Below are 23448 nucleotides of genomic sequence, written 5' to 3' on the forward strand. Positions count from 1 at the left end.
GCATCCGCGACCGGTTCGGTAGGCTGGTCGGGTGAGCCAGGAGATCGAGATCGGCCGCGCCAAGCGCGGCCGCCGGGTGTACGCCTTCGACGACATCGCGATCGTCCCGAGCCGGCGCACCCGCGACCCGGAGGATGTCTCGGTGGGGTGGTCGATCGACGCCTACCAGTTCGACATCCCGTTCCTCGCGGCGCCGATGGACTCCGTCGTCTCGCCGCGCACCGCCATCATGATGGGCCAGCTCGGCGGCCTCGGCGTGCTCGACCTCGAGGGCCTCTGGACCCGCTTCGACGACCCCGAGCCCGCGCTCGCCGAGATCCAGGAGCTCCCCGCCGAGCGGGCCACCGCGCGCATGCAGGAGCTCTACTCCGAGCCGATCAAGCCCGAGCTCGTCACCTCGCGCCTCGCCGAGATCCGCGCCGCCGGCGTCACCGTCGCCGGCGCGCTCTCGCCGCAGCGCACCCAGGAGCTGTACGAGACCGTCGTGGCCGCCGGCGTCGACCTGTTCGTCATCCGCGGCACCACCGTCTCGGCCGAGCACGTCTCGAAGGGCGTCGAGCCGCTCAACCTCAAGAAGTTCATCTACGAGCTCGACGTGCCCGTCATCGTCGGCGGGGCCGCGACCTACACCGCGGCCCTCCACCTCATGCGCACCGGCGCGGCCGGCGTGCTCGTCGGCTTCGGCGGCGGCGCCGCGTCGACCACCCGGGCCTCGCTCGGCATCCACGCGCCCATGGCGACCGCGGTCGCCGACGTCGCCGGCGCCCGCCGCGACTACCTCGACGAGTCGGGCGGTCGCTACGTGCACGTCATCGCCGACGGCGGCGTCGGCGCGTCCGGCGACATCGTGAAGGCGATCGCCTGCGGCGCCGACGCGGTCATGCTGGGCGCGGCGCTCGCGCGGGCGACGGATGCCCCGGGCGGCGGCTGGCACTGGGGCGCCGAGGCGCACCACTCGAAGCTGCCGCGCGGCAAGCGCGTGCAGGTCGGCCAGGTCGCCCCGCTCGAGGAGATCCTCTACGGGCCGGCGCCGAACGCCGACGGCACCGCGAACCTCGTCGGCGCGCTGCGCAAGTCGATGGCCACGACCGGGTACTCCGACCTCAAGGAGTTCCAGCGCGTCGAGGTCGTCGTCGCGCCGTACCAGGGGCAGTAGCGGCCGCATCCCGCCTCCGCGGCGCCCCGCCTGCGCGGCGGAATCGCGCCGCCCGTGACATCCGCGGGTCCGCTCGGTAGCGTGGAAGCAGGCGGCTCGCGCTGAGGCGGCCGGGGGAAGTGGGGTCGAGATGGCGAAGCTCAAGTCGGTCACTCGGTCGAATCGGCTCGGCCCGGAGGAGCGCCGGGCCGCGATCGACCGGCTCAAGGAGAAGGAACTCGACATCCTCGTCGTCGGCGGCGGCATCGTCGGCACGGGCGCCGCGCTCGACGCGGTCACGCGGGGGCTCTCCACCGGGCTGCTCGAGGCGCGCGACTGGGCGTCGGGCACCTCGAGCCGGTCGTCGAAGCTCGTCCACGGCGGCATCCGCTACCTCGAGCAGCTCGACTTCCGGCTCGTGCGCGAGGCCCTCATCGAACGCGGCCTCCTCCTGCAGCGGCTCGCGCCGCACCTCGTGAAGCCCGTGCGCTTCCTCTACCCGCTGAAGACGCGCGTCATCGAGCGGGCCTACATCGGCGCCGGCATGATGCTCTACGACATCTTCAGCTACACCGGCGGTCGCCCGCCCGGGGTGCCCCACCACCGGCACCTCTCGAAGACGCAGGTCATGCGCGCCATCCCGTCGCTGTCGCCGACCGCGCTGATCGGCGGGGCGACCTACTACGACGCGCAGGTCGACGACGCCCGCTACGTCGCGAGCCTCGCCCGCACGGCGTCGTTCTACGGCGCGCACGTCGCGAGCCGGGTGAACGTCGAGGGCTTCATCAAGGTCGGCGAGCGGGTCGTCGGCGTGCAGGCGCACGACCTCGAGACGGATGAGCGCTTCGAGATCCGCGCGAAGCAGGTCGTGAACGCCACCGGCGTCTGGACCGACGACACCCAGCGGATGGTCGGGGAGCGCGGCACGTTCCACGTGCGCGCGTCGAAGGGCATCCACCTCGTCGTACCGCGCGACCGGATCCAGTCGGCGATGGGCATGATCTTCCGCACCGAGAAGAGCGTGCTGTTCATCATCCCGTGGGGCCGGCACTGGCTCATCGGCACGACCGACACCGACTGGCACCTCGACAAGGCGCACCCGGCGGCGACGGCCGCCGACATCGACTACGTGCTCGAGCACGTGAACGCCGTGCTGCGGGTGCCGCTCACCCGCGAGGACGTCGAGGGCGTGTTCGCCGGGCTGCGCCCGCTGCTCGCTGGCGAGAGCGAGCAGACGTCGAAGCTGTCGCGCGAGCACATCGTCGCCCACACCGTTCCCGGCCTCGTGGTCGTCGCCGGCGGCAAGTGGACGACCTACCGGGTGATGGCGAAGGACGCGATCGATGCCGCGGTCGACGCGATCGACGGGCGCGTGCCGCCGTCGACCACCGACGAGATCCCGCTGCTCGGCGCCGAGGGCTACCACGCCGCCTGGAACAAGCGGGCCAAGATCGCCCGCGCCTTCGGCGTGCACAAGGTGCGGATCGAGCACCTGCTCAACCGGTACGGCACGATGACCGACGACCTGCTCGACCTCATCCGGTCGGATGCCTCGCTCGGCGAGCCGCTGCCGGGGGCCGACGACTACATCGCCGCCGAGGTCGTGTACGCCTGCACCCACGAGGGCGCGCTGCACCTCGACGACGTGCTCGCCCGCCGCACCCGCATCTCGATCGAGGCGTGGGACCGCGGGGTCTCGGCCGCTCCCGTCGCGGCCCGGCTCATGGCCGGCGTGCTCGGCTGGGACACCGAGCGCGAGCAGCTCGAGGTCGAGCGGTACCTCCAGCGCGTCGCCGCCGAGCGGGCGTCGCAGGAGCAGCCCGACGACGAGTCGGCCGACCGCGTGCGGCTGGAGGCGCCGGACATCGTGCGGGTGGACTGACGCGGCCGGGGGCCCGGCGGCCCCGCGGGTAGACTTGCGGGGTCGTTCGATCCCCGAGGAGTCCAGATGGTGGAGGTGCGCCGGGTCGCGCTCCCGGGCGTCGGGATGGTGCACTCGTTCCGCACGGCCGCGGGCGTCGAGGTCTCGGTCATCGCGCACCGGTCCGGGTCGAGCGACCTGGTCGTCCGCGCCGACGGCGCCGACCATGCCGCGCAGCCGATCCGGCTCGACGAGGAGGAGGCGGGCACGCTCGCCGACCTGCTCGGCGGCACCGAGATCGTCGACTCGATCAGCGACATGGACGCCCTGCCGGGCGTGCCGCTCGACTGGTTCACCGTGCAGGCCGGCGACGCGATCGCGGGCCGCGCGCTCGGCGATCTCGCCGGCTTCCCCGGATCCGACGTCACGCTCGTGGCCGTCGTCCGCGACCAGTCGGCGCATCCGTCGCCCGACGACGGCTTCGTCGTGCGACCCGGCGACGCGCTCGTGGTCGTCGGTCGGGCCGACGCCGTCGACGAGGCGTTCCGCCGGGCCCGCGGCGGCGAGGAGCCCGAGGCCTGATGCTCCGCATGATGCTGCGCCCGCGCTGGGTGCTCGCGCTCGTGGCCGCGCTCGCGGTCGCCGCCGGCTTCGCCCTGCTCAGCCAGTGGCAGCTCGCCCGGGCCGTCGAGCAGGCGGTCGTCGTCGAACGGCCCACCGAAGAGGTGCGCCCGTTCGCCGGGCTGGTCGAGCCCGACCGGCCGACGAGCCAGGACGCGACCGGCCAGCTCGTTGAACTCACCGGCACGTTCGTGCCGGGCGACACGGTGCTCGTGGACGGCCGGCTGAACGACGGCGCGAGCGGCACGTGGGTGGTCGCCCACCTCGAGGTGGCGGATGCCCCGGCCGGCGGCCTGCCCGTCGCCCTCGGCTGGGCGGCCGATCGCACCGACGCCGAGGCGGCGCTCGCGCGGTTCGACGCCGCCGTCGATCCAGCGGCCGAGGTCGTCGTCACGGGCCGGTTCCTGCCGAGCGAGGCGCCCGTGGCGCCCGACCACGACGGCGACCCGAACCGCATGACCACGGTCGCGGTCGCGCACCTGATCAACCTGTGGGCCGACTACGACGACCGGCCCGTCTACTTCGGCTACGTCACCGCCGCGGAGGCGGCGCCCGGGCTGGAGGCCATCCACTCGCCGCCGCCCGAGGTCGAGGGCGAGCTGAACTGGCTCAACATCTTCTACGCCATCGAGTGGATCGCCTTCGCCGGGTTCGCGGTGTTCCTCTGGTACCGCCTCGTGAAGGACGCGGTGGAGCGCGAGCGCGACGAGGCCGAGCTCGCGGCCCGCGAGGCCGACGACGCCGAGGCGGATGCCGCGAGCGGCGGGACGACCAGGGAGGGCTGACCCGGCGCCGTCCGCCCGTCGCGAACGCCCGCCCTCGGAGCCTCCGACGGGCGGAGGATGGCGGCATGGCCGAAGAGGATCCGCTGGACGCGTACTCCGCCGTCGTCACGCACGTCGCCGCGACCGTGCTGCCGAGCGTCGCCAGCCTCGCCGTGCACGGGCGGCGCGGCGACGGCGCCGGGAGCGCGAGCGTCATCGACGCGGACGGGCTGATGCTGACGAGCGCCCACGTCGTCGCCGGTGCCGCCTCGGTGGAGGCGGCCTTCGCCGACGGCACGACCGCCGCGGTCGACGTCGTCGGCCGGGACGTGCTCTCCGACCTCGCGGTGCTCCGGGCGCGCGGACCGGTGCCGGCGCCCGTCGAGCTCGGCGACGCGTCCGCCCTGCGGGTCGGCCAGCTCGTGGTCGCCGTCGGCAACCCGATGGGGCTGGCCGGCAGCGTCACCGCGGGCATCGTCTCGAACCTCGGCCGGTCGCTGCCGACCGCGTCGGGGCGGGTGATCGACGAGGTCATCCAGACCGACGCGGCCCTCAACCCGGGGAACTCGGGCGGCGTCCTCGCCGACGGGCGTGGCCGGATGGTCGGCGTGAACACCGCGGTCGCGGGCGTGGGGCTCGGGCTCGCGGTGCCGATCACCGCAGCCACCCGCGACATCATCGCGACGCTCGCCCGCACCGGGCGCGTGCGGCGGGCGTGGCTCGGCATCGTCGGCGCGCGGGTGCAGCTCGCGCCCGACCTCGCGCAGCGCATCGGGTCGCCGACCGGGCTCCAGGTCGCCGGCGTCGTCGACGGCAGCCCCGCCGACCTCGCCGGGTTGCGCCGCGGCGACATCGTCGTCTCGCTCGACGGCACGGGGGTCGTCACGTCGAGCTCGATCCAGCGCCTGATGGTCGAGGACGCGATCGACCGGCAGGTCGAGATGACCGTGTGGCGCAACGGCGCGCTGGTCGACGTGTTCGTCGTGCCGCGGGAGCTCGTCGAGGCCGGCTGAGCGGAGCCGGCGGCCGATCCTCGTGCCCGGCGTTCAGCCGTCGGCCTCGAGGCCGACGGCCGCGAAGGCGGCGGCGAACTCGGCCGACGGCGGGATCTCGGTGATGACGTCGACGAGCACGCCGCCGGGATCGCGCACGATCACGTGCCGCTGGCCGAACGGCTCGTCGCGGAGCGGCTGCACGACCGGCACGCCCGCGGCCTCGAGGCGGGCGGCGACCGCGTCGACGTCGTCGACCTCGAGGTTCACCAGTACGCCTCGGGCCGGTTCGCCGTATCCGGCGGGCACCGACGTGTGGCCGGCGTCGAGCAGCGCGAGCTCGTCGCCCGATTCGCGGTGCCGGAGGCTCACGTACCAGTCGGCCTCGAACGCGGTCTCGAAGCCGAGGTGGTCGCGGTAGAACGCCGCGCTCGCGGGGACATCCGCGGTGCCGAGCACCGGGTAGCAGCTGCGGAGCATCGTCGCTCCCTTCCCGATCAGATACATACAGTCTGTATGTGTCTGCAATCCTCGTTGACATACAGTACGTATGTCAACGGCGGAGAGGACGCGGATGCCCACCAAGGTCGACCAGCGCGAGCGCACGAGGGCCGAGATCCTGCGGATCGCCACCCGGCGCTTCGCCGAGGAGGGGTACGCCGACGTGGCCCTCGAGGGCCTGGTCGCGGAGGCCGGGCTCACCCGCGGCGCGCTCTACCACCACTTCGGCAGCAAGCGCGGCGTGTTCGAGGCCGTCGTCGAGTCGGCGCAGGCGGGCGTCGCCGAGGCGGTCGAGCGGGCCGCCTCCGGCCACGACGAGGTCGTCGACGACTTCCTCGCCGGCTGCCGTGCGTTCCTCGAGGCCAGCCTCTCGCCCGCGGTCCGGCGCATCCTGCTCGTCGACGGCCCCGCCGTCCTCGGCTGGGACGCCTGGCGCGACGGCGACCTCGAGACGAGCGCCCGCCTGCTCGACGTGGGTGTCGGCGAGCTCGCCGACGCGGGCGTCATCGACCGCCGCGCGCTCGGCACGGTCGCGACGATGATCTCGGGCGCGCTCAACGAGGTCGCGCTGGCCAACGCCACCGCGCTGGATCCCGCCGCCGGCATCGACGAGGCGGTCGACGTGCTGCGGCGCCTGCTCACGGGACTTTCCCCGTCGCGCGCCAAGTAGACTTTGCGCATGCCCCTCGAGCCGAAACTCGCAGACCTGCCGCGCGTCCGCGGGGCGCTGAAGCTCTACCAGGTCTCGTCGATCATCACCGGCGTGCTGCTGCTGCTGCTCTGCGCCGAGATGATCCTCAAGTACGCGTTCCACTACGAGGTGTACGCGTTCGGCTCCGGCGGCCTGCTCTCCCTCCAGCCCGTCCTCGAGACGGCCAACGGCCTGGAGTCGACCGGCGACGGCGTCAACCTGTCGACCGGCATCCTCATCGTCCACGGCTGGTTCTACGTCGTGTACCTGTTCAGCGACTTCCGGCTGTGGAGCCTGATGCGCTGGCGCTTCCCGCGGTTCGTGCTGATCGCCCTCGGCGGCATCATCCCGTTCCTCTCCTTCTTCCTCGAGGCGCGCATCGCGCGCGAGGTCAACGCCTACCTCGCCTCCCGCGAGGGCGAGGCATCCGCCCAGACCGATTCCCAGCCCGTGGAGGCCCAGTGACCGAGCAGGAGACGAGCCACCGTCCCGTCCTCGTCGTCGACTTCGGCGCGCAGTACGCCCAGCTGATCGCACGACGCGTGCGCGAGGCATCCGTGTACTCCGAGATCGTGCCGCACACGATCACCGCCGCCGAGGTCGCGGCACGCAACCCGATCGGCATCGTGCTGTCGGGCGGCCCGAGCTCGGTGTACGAGGAGGGTGCGCCGTCGCTCGACGAGGGCATCCTCGAACTCGGCGTGCCGACGCTCGGCATCTGCTACGGCTTCCAGGTGATGGCCCGCCAGCTCGGCGGCGAGGTCGCCCACACGGGCCGTCGCGAGTACGGCTCGACCGCGGTCACCGCGCGCACCGACGACAACCAGCTCCTCGGCGGCCAGCCCGAGCACCAGACCGTGTGGATGAGCCACGGCGACTCCGTCGCGGTCGCGCCCGAGGGCTTCGAGGTGCTCGCCTCGACCGTCGACACCCCGGTGGCGGCGTTCGCGAACGACGAGCGGAAGTTCTACGGCGTGCAGTGGCACCCTGAGGTGAAGCACTCGGAGTACGGCCAGGACGTCATCGTGAACTTCCTGCACCGGGCCGCCGGCATCCCCGCCGACTGGAACCCGGGCAACGTCATCGCCGAGCAGGTCGAGCGCATCCGCGAGCAGGTCGGCTCGGCGCGCGTCATCTCCGCGCTGTCCGGCGGCGTCGACTCCGCCGTGTCGACCGCGCTCGTGCAGCGCGCCGTCGGCGACCAGCTCACCGCGGTCTTCGTCGACCACGGCCTCCTCCGCAAGGGCGAGCGCGAGCAGGTGCAGCAGGACTACGTCGCCGCGACCGGCGTGCGCCTCGTCACGATCGACGCGGCCGACGCGTTCCTCGAGGCGCTCGCCGGGGTCAGCGACCCCGAGCAGAAGCGCAAGATCATCGGCCGCGAGTTCATCCGGGCGTTCGAGCAGGCCGAGCGCGACCTGATCGCCGAGGCGGCCGCCGAGGGCGAGCCGATCAAGTTCCTCGTGCAGGGCACGCTCTACCCCGACGTCGTCGAGTCGGGCGGCGGCACGGGCACCGCGAACATCAAGAGCCACCACAACGTCGGCGGCCTGCCGGAAGACCTGCAGTTCGAGCTCGTCGAGCCGCTGCGCACCCTCTTCAAGGACGAGGTGCGCGCCATCGGCCGCGAGCTCGGCCTGCCCGAGGAGATCGTCGCGCGCCAGCCGTTTCCGGGGCCGGGCCTCGGCATCCGCATCGTGGGCGAGGTCACCCGTGATCGTCTCGATCTGCTCCGCGAGGCGGACGCGATCGCGCGTGCCGAGCTGAGCGCCGCCGGCCTCGACGGCGAGATCTGGCAGTGCCCGGTCGTGCTGCTCGCCGACGTGCGCTCGGTGGGCGTGCAGGGTGACGGCCGCACCTACGGCCACCCCATCGTGCTGCGCCCGGTGAGCTCCGAGGACGCGATGACCGCGGACTGGACGCGCCTGCCGTACGACGTGCTGGCGAAGATCTCGAACCGGATCACGAACGAGGTGCCCGAGGTCAACCGGGTCGTGCTCGACGTCACGTCGAAGCCGCCGGGGACCATCGAGTGGGAGTAGGTCGCGCAGCGACCGAAACGAGGGGCGCGGACCTGAGGGTCCGCGCCCTTCGGCGTCTCGCCCCTCGCGCCCAACCCCGCGCACCCGGCAGGATGAAGGCATGACGGGATTCACAGGGTCGAAGGTGTCGGTCATCGGTGCGGGGAGCGTCGGCACGAGCCTCGCGTATGCGGCGCTCATCCGGGAGTCGGCGGGGGAGGTGGCGCTGTACGACATCGCGAAGGACAAGGTCGAGGCCGAGGTGCTCGACCTCGCGCACGGCACCCAGTTCACGCAGTCGTCGATCATCGGCGGCGCCGACCCGGCGGTGCTCGAGGGCAGCGACCTCGTGGTCATCACGGCCGGGGCGAAGCAGCAGCCGGGACAGACCCGCCTGGAACTCGCGGGCACGAACGTGCGGATCCTCGAGCAGCTCCTCCCCGAGGTGCAGGAGCGGGCACCCGGGGCCGTGATCATGCTCGTGACGAACCCCGTCGACGTACTCACCGCCATCGCCCGCGACATCACCGGCCTGCCGTCGACGCAGGTGTTCGGTTCGGGCACCGTGCTCGACACGTCGCGGTTGCGCTGGCTGCTGGGCAAGCGCCTCGGCGTCGCCACCTCGAGCGTGCACGCGCACATCGTCGGCGAGCACGGCGACACGGAGTTCCCGCTGTGGTCGAGCGCGACCGTCGGCCCGGTGCCGCTGCTCGACTGGGAGGGCCCGAACCGGCTCAGCGACGGGGAGCTCGACGATATCGCCGTCGAGGTGCGCGACGCCGCTTACCGGGTCATCGCCGGCAAGGGCGCGACGAACTACGCGATCGGCCTCTCGGCGGCGCGCATCGTGGAGGCGGTGCTCGGCGACGAGCAGGCCGTGCTGCCGGTCTCGACGGTGCTCGACGACTACCACGGCATCTCGGGCGTCGCCATGTCGGTGCCGTGCATCGTCGGCGCCGGCGGGCCGGTTCCGGTCGCGGGGGTGCGCTTCTCCGCCGAGGAGGAGGGGAAGCTCGCGGCATCCGCCGAGGCGATCCGCGGCTCGCTGGAGTCGGTCGCCGGGAAGTGATCGGAGATCGATCGGCGCCGGTGTCGATCCGGGCGCTTCCCGTTCGACGCATGAGGTGAGAGGGTCGAACGGCGACCCCCGATGGAGGAGACGAACCCATGTCGAAGTACATGCTCATCATGCGAGGCACCGAGGAAGCCGTCGAGCGCTACGCCCAGATGCCGTTCGACCAGGTCATCGAGGCGATGGGCCGCTACAACGAGGCGATGATCACCGCGGGCGTCCTGGTCGCCGGCGAGGGGCTGTCCGACGCGTCCGAGGGGTTCGTCGTGGACTTCTCCGACGAGACGCCGCTCGTGACCGACGGCCCCTACGGGGAGATCAAGGAGCTGTTCAACGGCTTCTGGATCATCGAGACCGCCACCCGCGAGGAGGCCGTCGAGTGGGCGACCCGCTGCCCGCTCGGCCCGGGGAACTTCCTCGAGGTGCGGCGCGTGAACGGCATCGAGGACTTCCCGCAGGACAACGAGTGGATCCAGAAGGAGGAGGGCTGGCGCAAGGAGGCCGCCGAGCGCGCCGCCGGGGCCTGACGGCCCTGGCAGGCGCTCGCAGGCGGGCCCGCCTCGCGCTCGCCCCGGAACATGGGCGAAGCGGATGACCCGACGGCGCGCCGCACGGACGAGGAGTCCGCGCGGCGCGCCGTCGCCGCCGTCTGGCGGATCGAGTCGGCCCGCATCGTCGCGACCCTGACCCGGGTCGTCGGGGACTTCGGCCTCGCAGAGGACCTCGCGCAGGAGGCGCTCGCCGAGGCGCTCGAGCAGTGGCCGTCCGCGGGCGTCCCGCGGAATCCGGGCGCCTGGCTCACGGCGGTCGCGAAGCGGCGGGCGATCGACGGGTGGCGACGCCGCGAGCGGTACGACGAGCGGCTGGCCGCCATCGCCCACGACCTCGAGGCCGAGCAACGGGAGGCCGCGGATGCGGCGCCGTGGGACCCCGACCGGATCGACGACGACGTGCTGCGGCTCGTGTTCACCGCGTGCCATCCCGTGCTCTCCCGCGAGGCGCAGGTCGCGCTGACCCTGCGCGTCGTGGGCGGACTCGGGTCGGAGGAGATCGCGAGCGCGTTCCTGGTGCCCACGTCGACCGTGCAGCAGCGCATCGTGCGCGCCAAGAAGGCGCTGGCCGACGCCGGCGTGCCGTTCGAGGTGCCGGCCCGCGACGCGTTCGCCGCCCGGCTGGCCGGGGTGCTCGCGGTCGTGTACCTCGTCTTCACGGAGGGGCATGCGGCGAGCACCGGCGACCGGGTGCTCCGCGCCGACCTCGCGCAGGAGGCGATGCGGCTCGGGCGCGTGCTCGCGGCGCTCGTGCCCGACGAGCCGGAGCCGCACGGGCTGGTCGCGCTCATGGAGCTCACGGCGGCGCGGTTCCCGGCGCGGGTGGATGCCGCGGGCGATCCGGTCCCACTCGACCGGCAGGACCGCACCCGCTGGGACCGCACCCTGATCGCGCACGGCCGCGGGGCGCTCGAGTACGCGGAACGGGCCGCCGCGCGACGCGACCGCGGGCTCGGCCCGTACGCGCTGCAGGCCGTGATCGCCGAGGCGCACGCCGTCGCCCCCTCGGTCGAGGCGACCGACTGGCCGCGCATCGTGCGCGCCTACGACGCGCTCGCCGAGGTCGCGCCGTCGCCGGTCGTCGCCCTGAACCGGGCGGTTGCGGTCTCGATGGCGCCGGGGCCCGACGGCGGGCCGGAGGCCGCGCTCGCGATCGTCGACGCGCTCGCCGACGACCGGCGGCTCAGGATGTCGCACCTGCTGCCGAGCGTGCGCGGGGAACTGCTGGCGCGCCTGGGCCGCGATGCCGAGGCGCGGGCCGAGTTCGAGGAGGCGGCCCGACTCGCCGGCAACGACCGCGAGCGCGCACTGCTCCTCGCGAAGGCCGCCGCCCGCCGCTGAGCCGCGGGCGTCACACGACCGGGAACGAGGAACGGGCCGCCGTCCCGGAGGACGACGGCCCGTTCGCGTGGCGGGATGCCGCTAGTCGCGCGCGATGGCGAGGAAGCGGAGGATCTCGAGGTAGAGCCAGATGACCGTGACCATGATGCCGAAGGCGCCGGTCCAGCCGTACTTCTTCGGGGCGCGGTTGCGCACGCCCTGCTGGATGAGGTCGAAGTCGAGCACGAGCGAGTACGCGCCGAGCAGGATCACGATCGGGCCGATGATGAGGCCCAGCGGGATACCGGCGATCTCCAGGCTGTCGAGGCCCCACGGGCCGGGCGCGGCGCCGAACAGCGACAGCACGACGCTCGCGAGCGAGTACACGAGGTAGCCGACGATCGCGATCAGGAAGATCTTCGTCGCACGCTTCGAGGCGCGGATCTTGCCGCTCGCGAACAGGGCCAGCGTGACGCCGACGACCGCGAGGGTGCCGATGACGGCCTGCGCGACGATGCCGGCGTACGCCGCCTCGAAGAACGAGGAGATGCCGCCGATGAAGATGCCCTGCGCCGCGGAGTACGCGAGGATGAGCGCCGGCGACGGCTCCTTCTTGAAGATGTTCACGAGCGCGAGCACGAAGCCCACGATCGAGGCGATCCAGTAGACGGCCGGCATGATCGGGGTGATGTACCAGCCGATGGCTGCGAAGACCACGAGCACGGCGAACGCGCCGAGGGTCTTGGCGAGCGTGTTCTCGACCGTCATGACCTCGCGGTCGTTGAGGGTGGCGGGCTGGTCGAACAGCTGCTGGAGGTCCTGCGCGGACATGTCCTGGGCAGTGGCAACGGCGCCCTGCTTCGAGAACGCCTCGTTGCGAGAGAAGGCGGGGTTGTCGAGTGCCATGGAGTGGTTCCTCTGCTTTCGGCATCAGTCGGATGGAGGGGAATCGGCGCGAATGGCTCATCCGGGTGCATCCGCGTCCTCCCAATGTACCCGCCGGAAACGGAACGGCGCCCGTCTGAAACCGTGATCTCGCCCAGAATCGCGCGGATCCGAGGCCGCCTGCGGTGGCGTCGCTCGCTACGCTCGGAGGATGCGGCGCGACCATGCGGACCATCCGCTCGTCATCGGCCACCGCGGCGCGCCCGGCTACCGGCCGGAGCACACGCGGTCGTCGTACGAGCTCGCGTTCGCGCTCGGCGCCGACGCCGTCGAGCCCGACCTCGTCGCCACCCGCGACGGCGTGCTGGTGCTGCGGCACGAGAACGAGATCTCGGGCACGACGGATGTCGCGAGCCGGCCGGAGTTCGCCCGCCTGCGGACCACGCGCGAGGTGGACGGGACGCCGCTCACCGGGTGGTTCACCGAGGACTTCACGTGGGCCCAGCTCGCGTCGCTGCGCGCGACGGAGCGCATCGGCGCGGTGCGGCAGTCGAGCGCGTCGTTCGACGGCCGATACCCCCTGATGCGGTTCCGCGACCTGCTCGAACTCGTCGATCGCGCTGCCGAGGAGCCGCAGCGCCCGCTCCGCATCGTCGCCGAGTTCAAGCACGCGAGCCACTTCGACGACCTCGGCCTGCCGCTCGACGAGCTGTTCGCGGCCGAGCTCGAGGCGGGCGGCTGGGGCCGCGGCGACGACCGCCTCATCATGGAGTCGTTCGAGCCCACGCTGCTCGATCGGCTCGGAGGCCTCGGCCTCCACGGCGATCGGGTGTTCCTCCTCGAGAACACGGGCGCCCCGTGGGACCTCGTGCGATCGCAGGGCCGATCGGCCACGGCCTACGACGCGTTCGCGACCGAGGCGAGCCTGCTCGCCCTCGCGCGCCGCTTCGACGGCATCAGCGTCGGCAAGCAGCGGCTCGTCGGTCCGGCCCCGCGCGCCGCGGCGTCGGCGGGAGCCGCCGCGGCCCTGCGCGGCGCCGAACTCGTGGATGCCGCGCACGGGGCCGGGCTCTCGGTGTTCACGTGGACACTCCGACCTGAGAACCGGTTCCTCGCGCCCGAGTTCCGACGAGGGACGGCACGGGCGGCCTGGGGGGACTGGAGCGCCGAATTCGCGGAGGTCATCGGGACGGGCGTCGACGGGATCTTCGTCGACCACCCGGATCTCGGGGTGGACGCGCGGCGCGAAGCGGCCACGGCGGGCTGAGGTCGCTCCGCGACGACCCGTCGCGAAACGGAGGCGGGAGGACCGCTATGGTGAGCCGAGCCCTGTCCCCTCGGAGGAGAAGATGACCGACCCGTCCCCGGCCCCGCCGGCCACCCGCTCCACCGCCGCGACGATCGCGCTGTGGCTCTCGATCGGCATGCTGGTCGCGGCCGCGCTCCTCGGCGGGTACTTCATCATCGTCGGCGACCAGGCGAACGTCGCCGGGCGCGCGTGGCTGACGCTGGTGCTCGTGGCGCTCTTCGCGGGCGCGGTCGTGCTCGACGCGAACGTCTCGAACGGGCCCAACCGCTGGTACCTGGCCGCGTCGACCATCGTGAACGTCGTGCTCGTTGGGGTCGGCCTCCTCAAGGTCTGGAACGGCTGGGGCCAGCCGGCCGACACGGACGACGCGTTCGTGTGGTGGGGGCAGATCCTGCGCTTCCTCATGGTCATCGCGCTGCTCCGACTGGCGCTGCTCGTCTCGCAGCTGTACGGGCTGCACTTCATCGCACGGGGGCGTACGGCCGCGACGCGGGTCGCTGCGAGCGTCACCCTCGCCTTCGTGTGGCTCACGGCGATCGTGCTCGCGGCCCCGGCGGCGTTCCCCGAGGCCGCCTGGCCCGACTGGTGGTGGCGTGCGGCCGGGGCGACCTCGCTCGTCGCCGTGGTGACCGCGGTGATCCCGCTCGTGGTGCGGGCCTTCACGCCGCGGGAGCCGCGGCCCGTCGCGGTCGCCGCCGTGCAGCAGCAGGGGTATCCGGTGCCGCAGCAGGGGTACCCGCAGGGGGTGCAGCCGGGGTACATCCCGCAGCCCGGGTACGCCCCGCAGCCCGGGTACCTTCCGCAGCCGGCGTATGCGGCTCCGGCCGCCCCGCAGCCGCCGGCCGCGCCGCCGGTCGCACCGGCGCAACCGCCGACCCTCCCGCCGCCGGCCTGAGCGGCCGCGGGCCCCGACACGTCGCGGGCGCGGCCTATCCGGCCGGGGGCCGGGGCGGAGGCGCCGGGGCGTCGAGCGCGCGGGTGAGGCGGGCGATCGCCTCGCGGAGCTCGGCGCGGTGCGGCTCGGGGAAGTCGGTGCGGTACTCGACGCCGGGCGGGATGTAGAGCAGGGCGTACATCGCCTCGCGGAAGTCGCCGCCGCCGAACGACCAGCGCGTGCGCGAGGCATCCTCGGCGGTGGCGCCCTGGCCCCACACCCCGAAGTGCTCGAGGAACGACGCGAGGTCGAGGTCGACGACGGCGTCGGCCTGGATCCGCTGCGGCGTCCACGACGAGGCGGCGAGCGCCATCTCCTCGACGGTCGCGGCGTCGAGCTCGCGCGCCTCGACGATGACGCGGGTGTGCTCGATCGCCCCGATCCGGTCGACGCGGAACGTGCGCCAGTCGTCGCGGTCGAGGTCCCAGCAGACGAGGTACCAGTGCCGCTGGGCGGGCACCAGCGCGTGCGGCTCGATGCGGCGCCGGCTCTCCTCGCCCGACGCCGAGACGTACGACAGGCGCAGCCGCTCGTGGTCGCGGCAGGCGAGGGCGAGCTCGCCGAGCACGTCGGGTGAGACGAGCGAACCGGTCGGCCCGGCGGGCTGTACGACCTGCGCGAGGGCGTCGACCTGGCGCCGCAGGCTGGGCGGCAGCACCTGCTCGAGCTTCGCGAGCGCCGACAGGGTGGTCTGCGGGCCGTCGATGAGGCGCTGGGATGCCGCGACCCGGAGTCCGATCGCGATCGCGACGGCCTCCTCGTCGGTGAGGAGCAGGGGCGGGAGCGCGTTGCCGGCCTCGAGCCGGTAGCCGCCGGCGGTGCCCGGCGCGGACTCGATGCGGTAGCCGAGGTCGCGGAGCCGCTCGATGTCGCGGCGCACGGTGCGCTCGGTGATGCCGAGCCGGTCGCCGAGCTCGGCGCCGGTCCAGTGGCGGTGGGTCTGCAGGAGGCTGAGGAGCTTCAGCGCCCGCGCGGTCGTCGTCTCGGCCATGCGTCCATCCTGCCTCGCGATCAGGACGGAACCTGTCCGCAACGCTCGCTACCGTGCGGGCATGACCAGTGAACCGATCATCGAGACCCACGGACTCACCAAGCGCTTCACGGTGAAGAAGCAGCCCGTCGAGGCCGTCACCGACCTGACGATCACCGTGCGGCAGGGCGAACTCGTCGCCTTCCTCGGGCCGAACGGCGCGGGCAAGTCGACCAGCCTGCGCATGCTCACCACGCTGCTCCCGCCGACGGCCGGCACCGCCCGGGTGGCGGGCTTCGACATCCGGCGGAACGCGGCCGAGGTGCGGGCGCGCATCGGCTACGTCGGCCAGCTCACGAGCGGCAGCTTCGCACAGCGGGTGCAGGACGAGCTCATCAGCCAGGGCGCCTTCTACGGGATGCGCCGCGCCGACGCCGAGCGGCGGGCCGAGGAGCTCATCGCCTCCCTCGGGCTCGAGGCGATCCGCACCCGCACGGTGCAGCAGCTCAGCGGCGGGCAGAAGCGCCGGCTCGACATCGCCCTCGGCCTGATGCACGCCCCGCCGCTCATCTTCCTCGACGAGCCCTCGACCGGCCTCGACCCGCAGAGCCGGGCCAACCTCTGGGAGCACATCCTCGAGCTCCGGCAGCGGCACGGCACCACGGTGTTCGTGACGACGCACTACCTGGAGGAGGCCGACCGGTACGCGGAGCGCGTGCTGGTGATGGACCGCGGCCGCGTGATCGCCGACGACACGGCCCCGGCGCTGAAGTCCACCCTCGCGGGCGACGTGCTCACCTTCGGGTTCGACGCCGCCGACGAGGCATCGGCCGCGCTTCCCGTGCTCGGCCGCGTCGCGGGCCGCGCGGCCGCGCTCGACCAGGCCGGGCGCGCGACCGTCACGGTCCCCGACGGCGAGGCGCTGCTGCCGGTCGCGATCCGCGAGCTGGATGCCGCGGGGCTCGTGGTGCGGACCGCCAGCGGCGTGCCGCCCACCCTCGACGACGTCTTCCTCGCCCTCACCGGCCGGTCGCTCCGCGAGGCCGACCAGGCCGCGCCCGGCGCGGCGGACGACGTCGACGGCGGGGCATCCGCTCCGCCCGAGGCATCCGACTCGCCCGAGGCATCCGCGACCGAACCGACCCGCAGCACCGACGACCTGAAGGAGACGGCACGATGACCGCCCAGCCCACCACCGCCCCCGTGCGCGCGAACGTCGCGCGCGACACCCGCAACGTGCTCGTGCGCGAGCTCAGGCCCGTGCTGCGCGACCCGTTCACGCTCATCTTCAGCCTGCTGCAGCCGCTCGTGTTCCTCGGCCTGTTCGCACCGCTGCTCATCGGCGAGTCGGGGCAGCCCGCGGGGGAGACCCTGCAGTGGTTCGTGCCGGGCGTGCTCGTCATGATCGTGCTGTTCGGCACCGGGGCGACCGGGTCGAACCTCCAGTACGAGATGATGACCGGCTCGCACGAGCGCACGCTCGTCGCCCCGCTCGCCCGGTCGTCGCTGCTCATGGGGCGCGCGCTGAAGGAGGTCGCGCCGATCGTCGTGCAGTCCCTCGTGATCGTGTGCATCGCGTGGCCGTTCGGGTTCCAGGTGCACGTGCCGGGGCTCGTCGTCGGGCTCGCGCTGCTCGCGGTGTTCGGCGTCGGGCTCGGGTCGCTGAGCTACGCGCTCGCGCTCGCCACGAAGGACCGCGAGTGGCTGTTCTGGGGCGTGCAGCAGTCGCTGATCTTCCCGCTGCTGATCCTCTCGGGGATGCTCCTGCCGCTCGACGCCGGACCCGCGTGGATGCGGGCGGTCGCCGCCGTGAACCCGGTGAACTGGGTGGTGCAGGCCGAGCGGGCGCTGTTCGCGGGCGACCTCGGCGCCGTGGCGGTGCTGTGGGGCTGGGTCGCGGCGCTCGCGGTCGCCGTGGTCGGGCTCTGGGTCGGCATCCGCGCGATGCGCCGCAGCGCCTGACGCGCGTCGGGGTCGAGGCGCGGGTGTCGGATGCCCCGCCTAGACTTGGAGGGACATGACGCTGATCCTCGACCCCGACGACCCGGCCGGCTGGCGAGAGGCCGACGCGCCCCGCGAGACCGGCGCCGGCTCCCGCCTCACCGAGGGGCTCAACCCCCAGCAGCGCGAGGCGGTGGAGTACCGCGGGCCCGCCCTCCTCATCGTGGCCGGTGCCGGCTCCGGCAAGACACGGGTGCTCACGCACCGCATCGCCCACCTCATCGAGACGCGCGAGGCGTGGCCCAGCCAGATCCTCGCCATCACCTTCACGAACAAGGCCGCCGCCGAGATGCGCGAGCGCGTGCAGGGCCTGCTCGGCGAGGGCGCGTCGGGCATGTGGATCTCGACCTTCCACTCGGCGTGCGTGCGCATCCTGCGCCGCGAGGCCGAGAGCCTCGGGCTCTCCAGCACGTTCACGATCTACGACTCGGCCGACACCCGCACGATGCTGAAGCGCATCATCAAGGAGCTCGACGCCGACACCATGGGCTTCACGCCCGCGGGTGCGCAGGCGAAGATCTCGAAGCTGAAGAACGAGCTGAGCGACGTCGACACGTACGCGCGCAACGCGAACCTGAACGACCCGAAGGAGGCGGTGTTCCTCGAGATCTTCCGGCAGTACAGCCGGCGGCTCCGCGACCAGCACGCCCTCGACTTCGACGACCTCATCGGCGAGACGGTCTACCTGTTCCGCGCCTTCCCGAAGGTCGCGGCGCTGTACCAGCGCCGGTTCCGGCACATCCTCGTCGACGAGTACCAGGACACGAACCACGCGCAGTACGCGCTGATCCGCGAGCTCACCCGGCCGGTCGAACGCGAGGTCGTCGACGAGCTCGACGCGCACGGCGTGCTCGTGCGCGGGCTGACGGATGACTCGGGCGAGATCCCCGGCGCCTCCCTCACCGTCGTCGGCGACAGCGACCAGTCGATCTACGCATTCCGCGGCGCCGACATCCGCAACATCTCCGAGTTCGAGCGCGACTTCCCGGGTGCCCGGGTCGTGCTGCTCGAGCAGAACTACCGGTCGACGCAGAACATCCTGTCGGCGGCGAACGCCGTCATCCAGAACAACTTCGACCGAAAAGACAAGAAGTTGTGGACGGCCGACGGCGACGGCGACAAGATCACCGGCTACACCGGCTACACCGCGCACGACGAGGCGCAGTTCATCGCCGACGAGATCGAGGCGCTGCACCGCGCCGGCACCGCCTACCGCGACATCGCCGTGTTCTACCGCACCAACGCGCAGACCCGTGCGCTGGAGGAGATCTTCGTGCGGTCGGCGCTGCCGTACCGGGTCGTCGGCGGCACGAAGTTCTACGAGCGCGCCGAGATCAAGGACGCGATGGCGTACCTCGTCGCGGTCGCGAACCCCCTCGACGAGCTCGCGCTCCGGCGCATCCTGAACACCCCGAAGCGGGGCATCGGCCCGGCGACCGAGACGGCGATCGCGTCGTTCGCCGAGCAGAACGAGCTGAGCTTCCGGCAGGCCATGCGCGCGGCGGCCGGCCTCGGCCTCGGGCCGAAGGTGACCGGCGCGATCAGCGCGCTCGCCGACCTGCTCGACGAGGCCGCCGCCATGCTGGTGCCGTCGCAGCGGGGCATCGCCGAGGGCACCAACGAGGGCGCCGCGAAGGTCAGCGACGTGCTCGTGCTGCTGCTCGAGAAGTCGGGCCTGCTCGACGCGCTCCGCAACAGCCGCGACCCGCAGGACGAGACCCGGGCCGAGAACGTCGAGGAGCTCGTCGCGCAGACCCGCGACTTCGATCGCGAGAACCCGGGCGCGAGCCTCGTCGACTTCCTCACGCAGGTCTCCCTCGTGGCCGCCGCCGACGAGCTCGACGACGCGTCGGGCACCGTGTCGCTCATGACCCTGCACACCGCGAAGGGCCTCGAGTACCACGCGGTGTTCCTCACCGGCCTCGAGGAGGGGCTGCTGCCGCACCAGATGTCGGCCTCCGAGCCGGGCGGTCCCGCCGAGGAGCGGCGCCTGTTCTACGTCGGCATCACCCGCGCCCGCAAGCGCCTCTACCTCTCGCTCGCGATGAGCCGCGCCCAGTTCGGCGAGGTCGCCGTCGCGATGCCGAGCCGCTACCTGCAGGAGATCCCCGAGCACCTCGTCGACTGGAAGCAGTCGCCCGGCATGGCGACGAGCCGCGGCGGCACCCAGCCGCGGGCGCTCAACGCGCGCCGGCCCGGCGGCGGCTCCGCCGACGGCGGGGCCTGGGGCACCCGCGATCGCGACCTCGAGCGGTTCAGCGTCACGCGGGCCCCCGCGACGAAGACCGAGTGGGCGAACCGCGTCACCGGCACCGTGCGCGACAACGGCGACCTCACCCTCGAGGCCGGCGACCGCATCCGCCACGCCGACTTCGGCGAGGGCCAGGTCAGCCAGGTCACCGGCGAGGGCTCGAAGCGGATCGCGCACGTCACGTTCGACACGGCCGGCGCGAAGAAGCTGCTGATCAAGATCGCCCCGATCGAGAAGCTCTGATGGCCTGGCCCGTCCGATCGACCCGCACGGTCTACGAGAACCCCTGGATCGTCGTCACCGAAGACCAGGTGGTCCGCCCCGACGGCGGCGAGGGCATCTACGGCGTGCTCGAGGTGCGGCACACGGCGGTGTTCGTCGTCGCCCTCACCGACGACGACGAGGTGCTGCTCGTGACGGTCGACCGCCACACCGTCGGCACGTCGATCGAGGTGCCCGCCGGCGGCACCGACGGCGAGGACCCGCTCGTCGCGGCCCGGCGCGAACTGCTCGAGGAGACGGGGTACGAGGCCGCCGAGTGGCGTGAGATCGGCCGGATGACCGCCCTCAACGGCATCAGCCGCGCACCCGAGGTCGTGTTCCTCGCCACCGGCGTGCGGCCCGCGGCCGACGCCGCGCACCACCAGGGCGAGGAGGGCATCAGCGAGCTCCGCGCGGTGCCGTGGGCCGAGGCGATCGCGATGGTCCGCGACGGCCGCATCGACGACGGCGAGACCGTCGCGGCGCTCGCGTACGCCGCGATCGCCCTCGGCCGGCTGTCGTGAGCGACGGGCCGGTGAGCGTGCCGGCCGGCGACTCCGGCCGCGGCGACCGCCCCGGCCTGCTCCGCGAGCTCCGTGCGGCCGACATCGAGGTGGCCGCCCGCGCCGCGCTCGCCGCCGCCGTGCCGCTCGCGATCCTCCTCGCCGTCGGCCGGGTCGAGTGGGCCCCGTACGCCGCGTTCGGCGGCATGACGGCGATCTTCGGCCGCGGCGAGGCGTACCGCGGCCGGCTCCGCACCGTCACGGTCGCGGCGGTCGCCCTCGTGGCGAGCGTCGCGCTCGGCATCTCGGTCGCGCTCGCCGGGGCCCCGGTGCCCCTCACCGCCGTCGCGCTCGTCGTCGTGCTGGTCGCCGGCACGCTCACGGCGAACGTCGCCCGGCTCGGCCCGCCCACCGCGCTGTTCTTCGTCTTCGCGGTGCTGGTCTGCGCGAGCGTGCCGACGCCGGCCGACGAGGCCTGGGTGCGGCTCGGCATCGCGGTCGCGTCGGCCGCGTTCGCCTGGGCGCTCACGATGTCGGGCTGGGTGCTGCGCCGGCTCGCCGGGCGCTCCGGTCAGGCGCCGTTCAAGCCGTTGCGGGCGCCTCGGCCGGTGCGCCGGGCGGCATTGCGCGACCCCGCCGTCTGGCTCGTGATCGGCCAGCAGGTGGCCGGCGGGCTGGTCGCCGGCGCCCTCGCGCTGGCGTTCGGCATCGGGCATCCGTACTGGGCGGTCGTGAGCGTCGTCGCCGTCATCCCGCCGGCGGGCGCCGCGCACTCGCTGTCGCGCGCGTGGCACCGGGTGCTCGGCACCGCGGTCGGCGTGGTGGTGACCGGGCTCATCCTCTGGCCCGACCCGGCCGCCTGGGTGCTCGTGCTCGTCGTCGCGGTGGCGCAGTTCGGCGCCGAGGTGTTCGTCGGCCGGCACTACGGCACGGCGCTCGTGTTCATCACGCCGCTCGCGCTCGTCGTCGCCCACCTCGGGCAGCCGGTGCCGGTGGAGGCCCTGCTCGTCGACCGGCTCGTCGAGACCGTGCTCGGCTGCGCCGCGGGCATCCTCGCCGTGCTCGCGGGCCGGGCCATCCGGCCCACCCGCGGCTGACCGCGGGTCGGGCGGATCGCCGCGTCCGGACCTTCAGGCCGACAGGTCCATGAGCGCCTGGTGCACCGACGCGACCGCGCTCGATCCCTCGCCGACGGCCGCCGCCACCCGCTTCATCGACCCGCGCCGCACGTCGCCCGCGGCGAACACGCGCGGCAGGCTCGTCTCGAAGGGCAGCGGCGACCGGCCGATCGCCTGCCACGCCGGGCCGAGGGCGAGCACGTCGGCGCCGGTGCGCACGAACCCGTGCTCGTCGCGGTCGAGCCCGGTGAGCCAGTCGGTCGCGGGTTGCGCGCCGATGAAGCAGAACAGGCCGCGGCAGTCGACCGTCTCGTCGACCCCGCCCGACAGCGTCACCGCCTCGAGCGCCGCGTCGCCGTGCAGCGCGGAGACCACCGTGCCGGTGTGGATGCGGATCCGCCGATCCTCGGCGATGCGGTCGACGAGGTAGCTCGACATCTGCGCCGACAGGCCGTCGCCGCGCACGACGAGGCGCACGGGGCATCCGTTCGCGGCGAGGTAGAGGGCCGCCTGCCCGGCCGAGTTCGCACCGCCCACGACGACGACCGGCTCCCCGGCGACCTGCCGGAGCTCGAGCGGGGTCGCCGCGTGGTGGATGCCGTTGCGCTCGAACTCCTCCCACCGGTCGAGGCCGAGGGTGCGGTATTGCGCGCCCGTCGTCACGACGACCGATCGGGCGCGCACCGCCGTGCCGTCGGCGAGCGACAGGGTGAGCGGGTCGGCCGACCACGCGAGGCCCGCCGCCTCGCACGGCGCGAACACCCGCACGCCGAACTTCAGCGCCTGCAACGAGGCCTGGTCGGTGAGCGCGTCGCCCGAGACGCCGAACGGGAAGCCGAGGTAGTTCTCGATGCGGCTCGTCGCCGCCGACTGCCCGCCGGGCGCGATCGAGTCGAGCAGCACGGTGCGCAGCCCCTCGGATGCCCCGTAGATCGCCGCGGCCAGCCCGGCGGGTCCGCCGCCGACGACGGCGAGGTCGGCCGGCCCCTCGTCGTCGTTCACGTAGGCGAGGCCGAGCAGCTCGGCGACCTGGCCCGGCGTGGCGCGGTGCAGGTACTCGCCCTGCACCACCGCGATCGGCATGGTCGACCGCTGGTACCCGTGCTGGGCGACGAGCGCCTGGTTCTCGGGGGTGTCGGCGTCGACGTACGTGTAGACGAGGTCGAGCCGGTCGGCGTAGCGGCGCAGCGCGGTCGTCTCCGCCGAGCGCCCGGGCCCGATGAACTTCAGCGTGAGCGCCGCGGGGCCCTCGCGCAGCACCTCCCGACGCGCCCAGAGGGTGCGCAGCAGGAGGTCGCCGAGCTCCGAGTCCTCGGCCATCACCCGGTGCAGGCCGTCGCGGTCGATGCGGTGCACGCGTCCGTCGGTGCGCATCCGCGCCGAGAGGAACGGGCGCTGGCCGTTCAGGAGCCCGAGCTCGCCGACGAACGTGCGTGGCCCGAGCGTGGCGATGAGGGTCTCGCCGACCCAGGGCAGCGCGTCGCGGACGACGTCGACCTCGCCGGACTCGACGAGGATGAGGTCGGGCCGGGGTTCCCCGGTGCGGAACAGCACCTCGCCGGCGGCGACGTCGGATGCCTCGCCGAAGGCGGTGAACCGCTGCCACTGGTCGTCGTCGAGTTCGGGTGCGATCGGGCCGTGCGGACTCTTCCCCATCGCTCCATCGTGCACCCCGACCCGCGCGCAG

Annotated in this window: 22 protein-coding genes; 18 read left to right on the forward strand and 4 right to left on the reverse strand. The window is 73.3% G+C overall.

From position 1 onward, the window contains the following. Nucleotides 1–31: 31 nt before the first annotated feature. From ACGGZK_RS08720 to ACGGZK_RS08740, 5 genes are all read left to right on the forward strand, one after another. A complete protein-coding gene (locus tag ACGGZK_RS08720; protein WP_395245864.1) occupies nt 32–1156 on the forward strand; it encodes a GuaB3 family IMP dehydrogenase-related protein in 1125 nt (374 codons plus the stop codon). Nucleotides 1157–1286: 130 nt separating this feature from the next. Then, nucleotides 1287–3017: a glycerol-3-phosphate dehydrogenase/oxidase gene (locus ACGGZK_RS08725; protein ID WP_395245865.1), complete on the forward strand. Its 1731-nt coding sequence runs from the start codon at nt 1287–1289 to the stop codon at nt 3015–3017. Nucleotides 3018–3083: 66 nt separating this feature from the next. Continuing rightward, complete coding sequence (locus ACGGZK_RS08730; protein ID WP_395245866.1) at nt 3084–3578, forward strand: cation:proton antiporter regulatory subunit; 495 nt, start codon at nt 3084–3086, stop codon at nt 3576–3578. Beyond that, nucleotides 3578–4402: an SURF1 family protein gene (locus ACGGZK_RS08735; RefSeq protein WP_395245867.1), complete on the forward strand. Its 825-nt coding sequence runs from the start codon at nt 3578–3580 to the stop codon at nt 4400–4402. The genes ACGGZK_RS08730 and ACGGZK_RS08735 overlap by 1 nt, the downstream gene beginning before the upstream one ends. Nucleotides 4403–4467: 65 nt before the next feature. Then, a complete protein-coding gene (locus tag ACGGZK_RS08740) occupies nt 4468–5394 on the forward strand; it encodes a S1C family serine protease (protein WP_395245868.1) in 927 nt (308 codons plus the stop codon). 33 nt (nt 5395–5427) lie between these two features. Here ACGGZK_RS08740 and ACGGZK_RS08745 read toward each other — a convergent pair whose 3' ends face one another. After that, nucleotides 5428–5853, reverse strand: coding sequence for a VOC family protein (locus ACGGZK_RS08745; protein ID WP_395245869.1), 426 nt, complete (start codon nt 5851–5853; stop codon nt 5428–5430). Nucleotides 5854–5947: 94 nt separating this feature from the next. On the opposite strand from ACGGZK_RS08745, the gene ACGGZK_RS08750 reads away from it, so the two are divergent. The 6 genes from ACGGZK_RS08750 to ACGGZK_RS08775 all read left to right on the forward strand — a co-directional run bounded on the left by ACGGZK_RS08750 (nt 5948) and on the right by ACGGZK_RS08775 (nt 11550). Beyond that, complete coding sequence (locus ACGGZK_RS08750; RefSeq protein WP_395245870.1) at nt 5948–6544, forward strand: TetR/AcrR family transcriptional regulator; 597 nt, start codon at nt 5948–5950, stop codon at nt 6542–6544. Nucleotides 6545–6553: 9 nt separating this feature from the next. Continuing rightward, nucleotides 6554–7030 (forward strand): DUF3817 domain-containing protein, encoded by a 477-nt coding sequence (locus ACGGZK_RS08755; protein ID WP_395245871.1) that lies wholly within the window; start codon nt 6554–6556, stop codon nt 7028–7030. Further along, complete coding sequence (gene guaA, locus ACGGZK_RS08760) at nt 7027–8607, forward strand: glutamine-hydrolyzing GMP synthase (protein ID WP_395245872.1); 1581 nt, start codon at nt 7027–7029, stop codon at nt 8605–8607. The genes ACGGZK_RS08755 and guaA overlap by 4 nt, the downstream gene beginning before the upstream one ends. Before the next feature lie 100 nt (nt 8608–8707). Then, nucleotides 8708–9655, forward strand: coding sequence for an L-lactate dehydrogenase (locus ACGGZK_RS08765; protein WP_395245873.1), 948 nt, complete (start codon nt 8708–8710; stop codon nt 9653–9655). 98 nt (nt 9656–9753) lie between these two features. After that, complete coding sequence (locus ACGGZK_RS08770; protein WP_395245874.1) at nt 9754–10185, forward strand: YciI family protein; 432 nt, start codon at nt 9754–9756, stop codon at nt 10183–10185. Between the two features lie 51 nt (nt 10186–10236). Beyond that, nucleotides 10237–11550: an RNA polymerase sigma factor gene (locus ACGGZK_RS08775; RefSeq protein WP_395245875.1), complete on the forward strand. Its 1314-nt coding sequence runs from the start codon at nt 10237–10239 to the stop codon at nt 11548–11550. A gap of 81 nt (nt 11551–11631) precedes the next feature. Here ACGGZK_RS08775 and ACGGZK_RS08780 read toward each other — a convergent pair whose 3' ends face one another. Next, the gene (locus ACGGZK_RS08780; protein WP_395245876.1) at nt 11632–12435 is read right to left on the reverse strand and encodes a Bax inhibitor-1/YccA family protein; all 804 of its coding nucleotides are present in this window, start codon (nt 12433–12435) and stop codon (nt 11632–11634) included. Nucleotides 12436–12625: 190 nt separating this feature from the next. On the opposite strand from ACGGZK_RS08780, the gene ACGGZK_RS08785 reads away from it, so the two are divergent. Both ACGGZK_RS08785 and ACGGZK_RS08790 read left to right on the forward strand, forming a co-directional pair. Continuing rightward, a complete protein-coding gene (locus tag ACGGZK_RS08785; RefSeq protein WP_395245877.1) occupies nt 12626–13681 on the forward strand; it encodes a glycerophosphodiester phosphodiesterase family protein in 1056 nt (351 codons plus the stop codon). 82 nt (nt 13682–13763) lie between these two features. Then, nucleotides 13764–14618, forward strand: a complete 855-nt coding sequence (locus tag ACGGZK_RS08790; protein WP_395245878.1) for a hypothetical protein — start codon at nt 13764–13766, stop codon at nt 14616–14618. 34 nt (nt 14619–14652) lie between these two features. Here ACGGZK_RS08790 and ACGGZK_RS08795 read toward each other — a convergent pair whose 3' ends face one another. Beyond that, nucleotides 14653–15648: a helix-turn-helix transcriptional regulator gene (locus ACGGZK_RS08795; protein WP_395245879.1), complete on the reverse strand. Its 996-nt coding sequence runs from the start codon at nt 15646–15648 to the stop codon at nt 14653–14655. Between the two features lie 61 nt (nt 15649–15709). Here ACGGZK_RS08795 and ACGGZK_RS08800 point away from each other — a divergent pair, with 61 nt between their 5' ends. The 5 genes from ACGGZK_RS08800 to ACGGZK_RS08820 are packed head-to-tail and all read left to right on the forward strand — an operon-like array spanning nt 15710 to nt 21740. Then, entirely contained in the window at nt 15710–16807 is a 1098-nt protein-coding gene (locus tag ACGGZK_RS08800) for an ABC transporter ATP-binding protein (protein WP_395245880.1), read from the forward strand. Then, nucleotides 16804–17589: an ABC transporter permease gene (locus ACGGZK_RS08805; RefSeq protein ID WP_395245881.1), complete on the forward strand. Its 786-nt coding sequence runs from the start codon at nt 16804–16806 to the stop codon at nt 17587–17589. Before ACGGZK_RS08800 ends, ACGGZK_RS08805 begins: the two co-directional genes overlap by 4 nt. A gap of 55 nt (nt 17590–17644) precedes the next feature. Continuing rightward, nucleotides 17645–20122, forward strand: coding sequence for an ATP-dependent helicase (locus ACGGZK_RS08810; RefSeq protein ID WP_395245882.1), 2478 nt, complete (start codon nt 17645–17647; stop codon nt 20120–20122). Further along, complete coding sequence (locus ACGGZK_RS08815) at nt 20122–20664, forward strand: NUDIX domain-containing protein (RefSeq protein ID WP_395245883.1); 543 nt, start codon at nt 20122–20124, stop codon at nt 20662–20664. Before ACGGZK_RS08810 ends, ACGGZK_RS08815 begins: the two co-directional genes overlap by 1 nt. Next, nucleotides 20661–21740, forward strand: a complete 1080-nt coding sequence (locus ACGGZK_RS08820) for an FUSC family protein (protein WP_395245884.1) — start codon at nt 20661–20663, stop codon at nt 21738–21740. The genes ACGGZK_RS08815 and ACGGZK_RS08820 overlap by 4 nt, the downstream gene beginning before the upstream one ends. 33 nt (nt 21741–21773) lie before the next feature. Here ACGGZK_RS08820 and ACGGZK_RS08825 read toward each other — a convergent pair whose 3' ends face one another. Continuing rightward, nucleotides 21774–23417 (reverse strand): FAD-dependent oxidoreductase, encoded by a 1644-nt coding sequence (locus ACGGZK_RS08825; RefSeq protein WP_395245885.1) that lies wholly within the window; start codon nt 23415–23417, stop codon nt 21774–21776. Between the last annotated feature and the right edge of the window lie 31 nt (nt 23418–23448).

This window comes from Agromyces sp. MMS24-K17, from assembly GCF_043950245.1.
In the GTDB taxonomy this organism is placed as follows: domain Bacteria; phylum Actinomycetota; class Actinomycetes; order Actinomycetales; family Microbacteriaceae; genus Agromyces.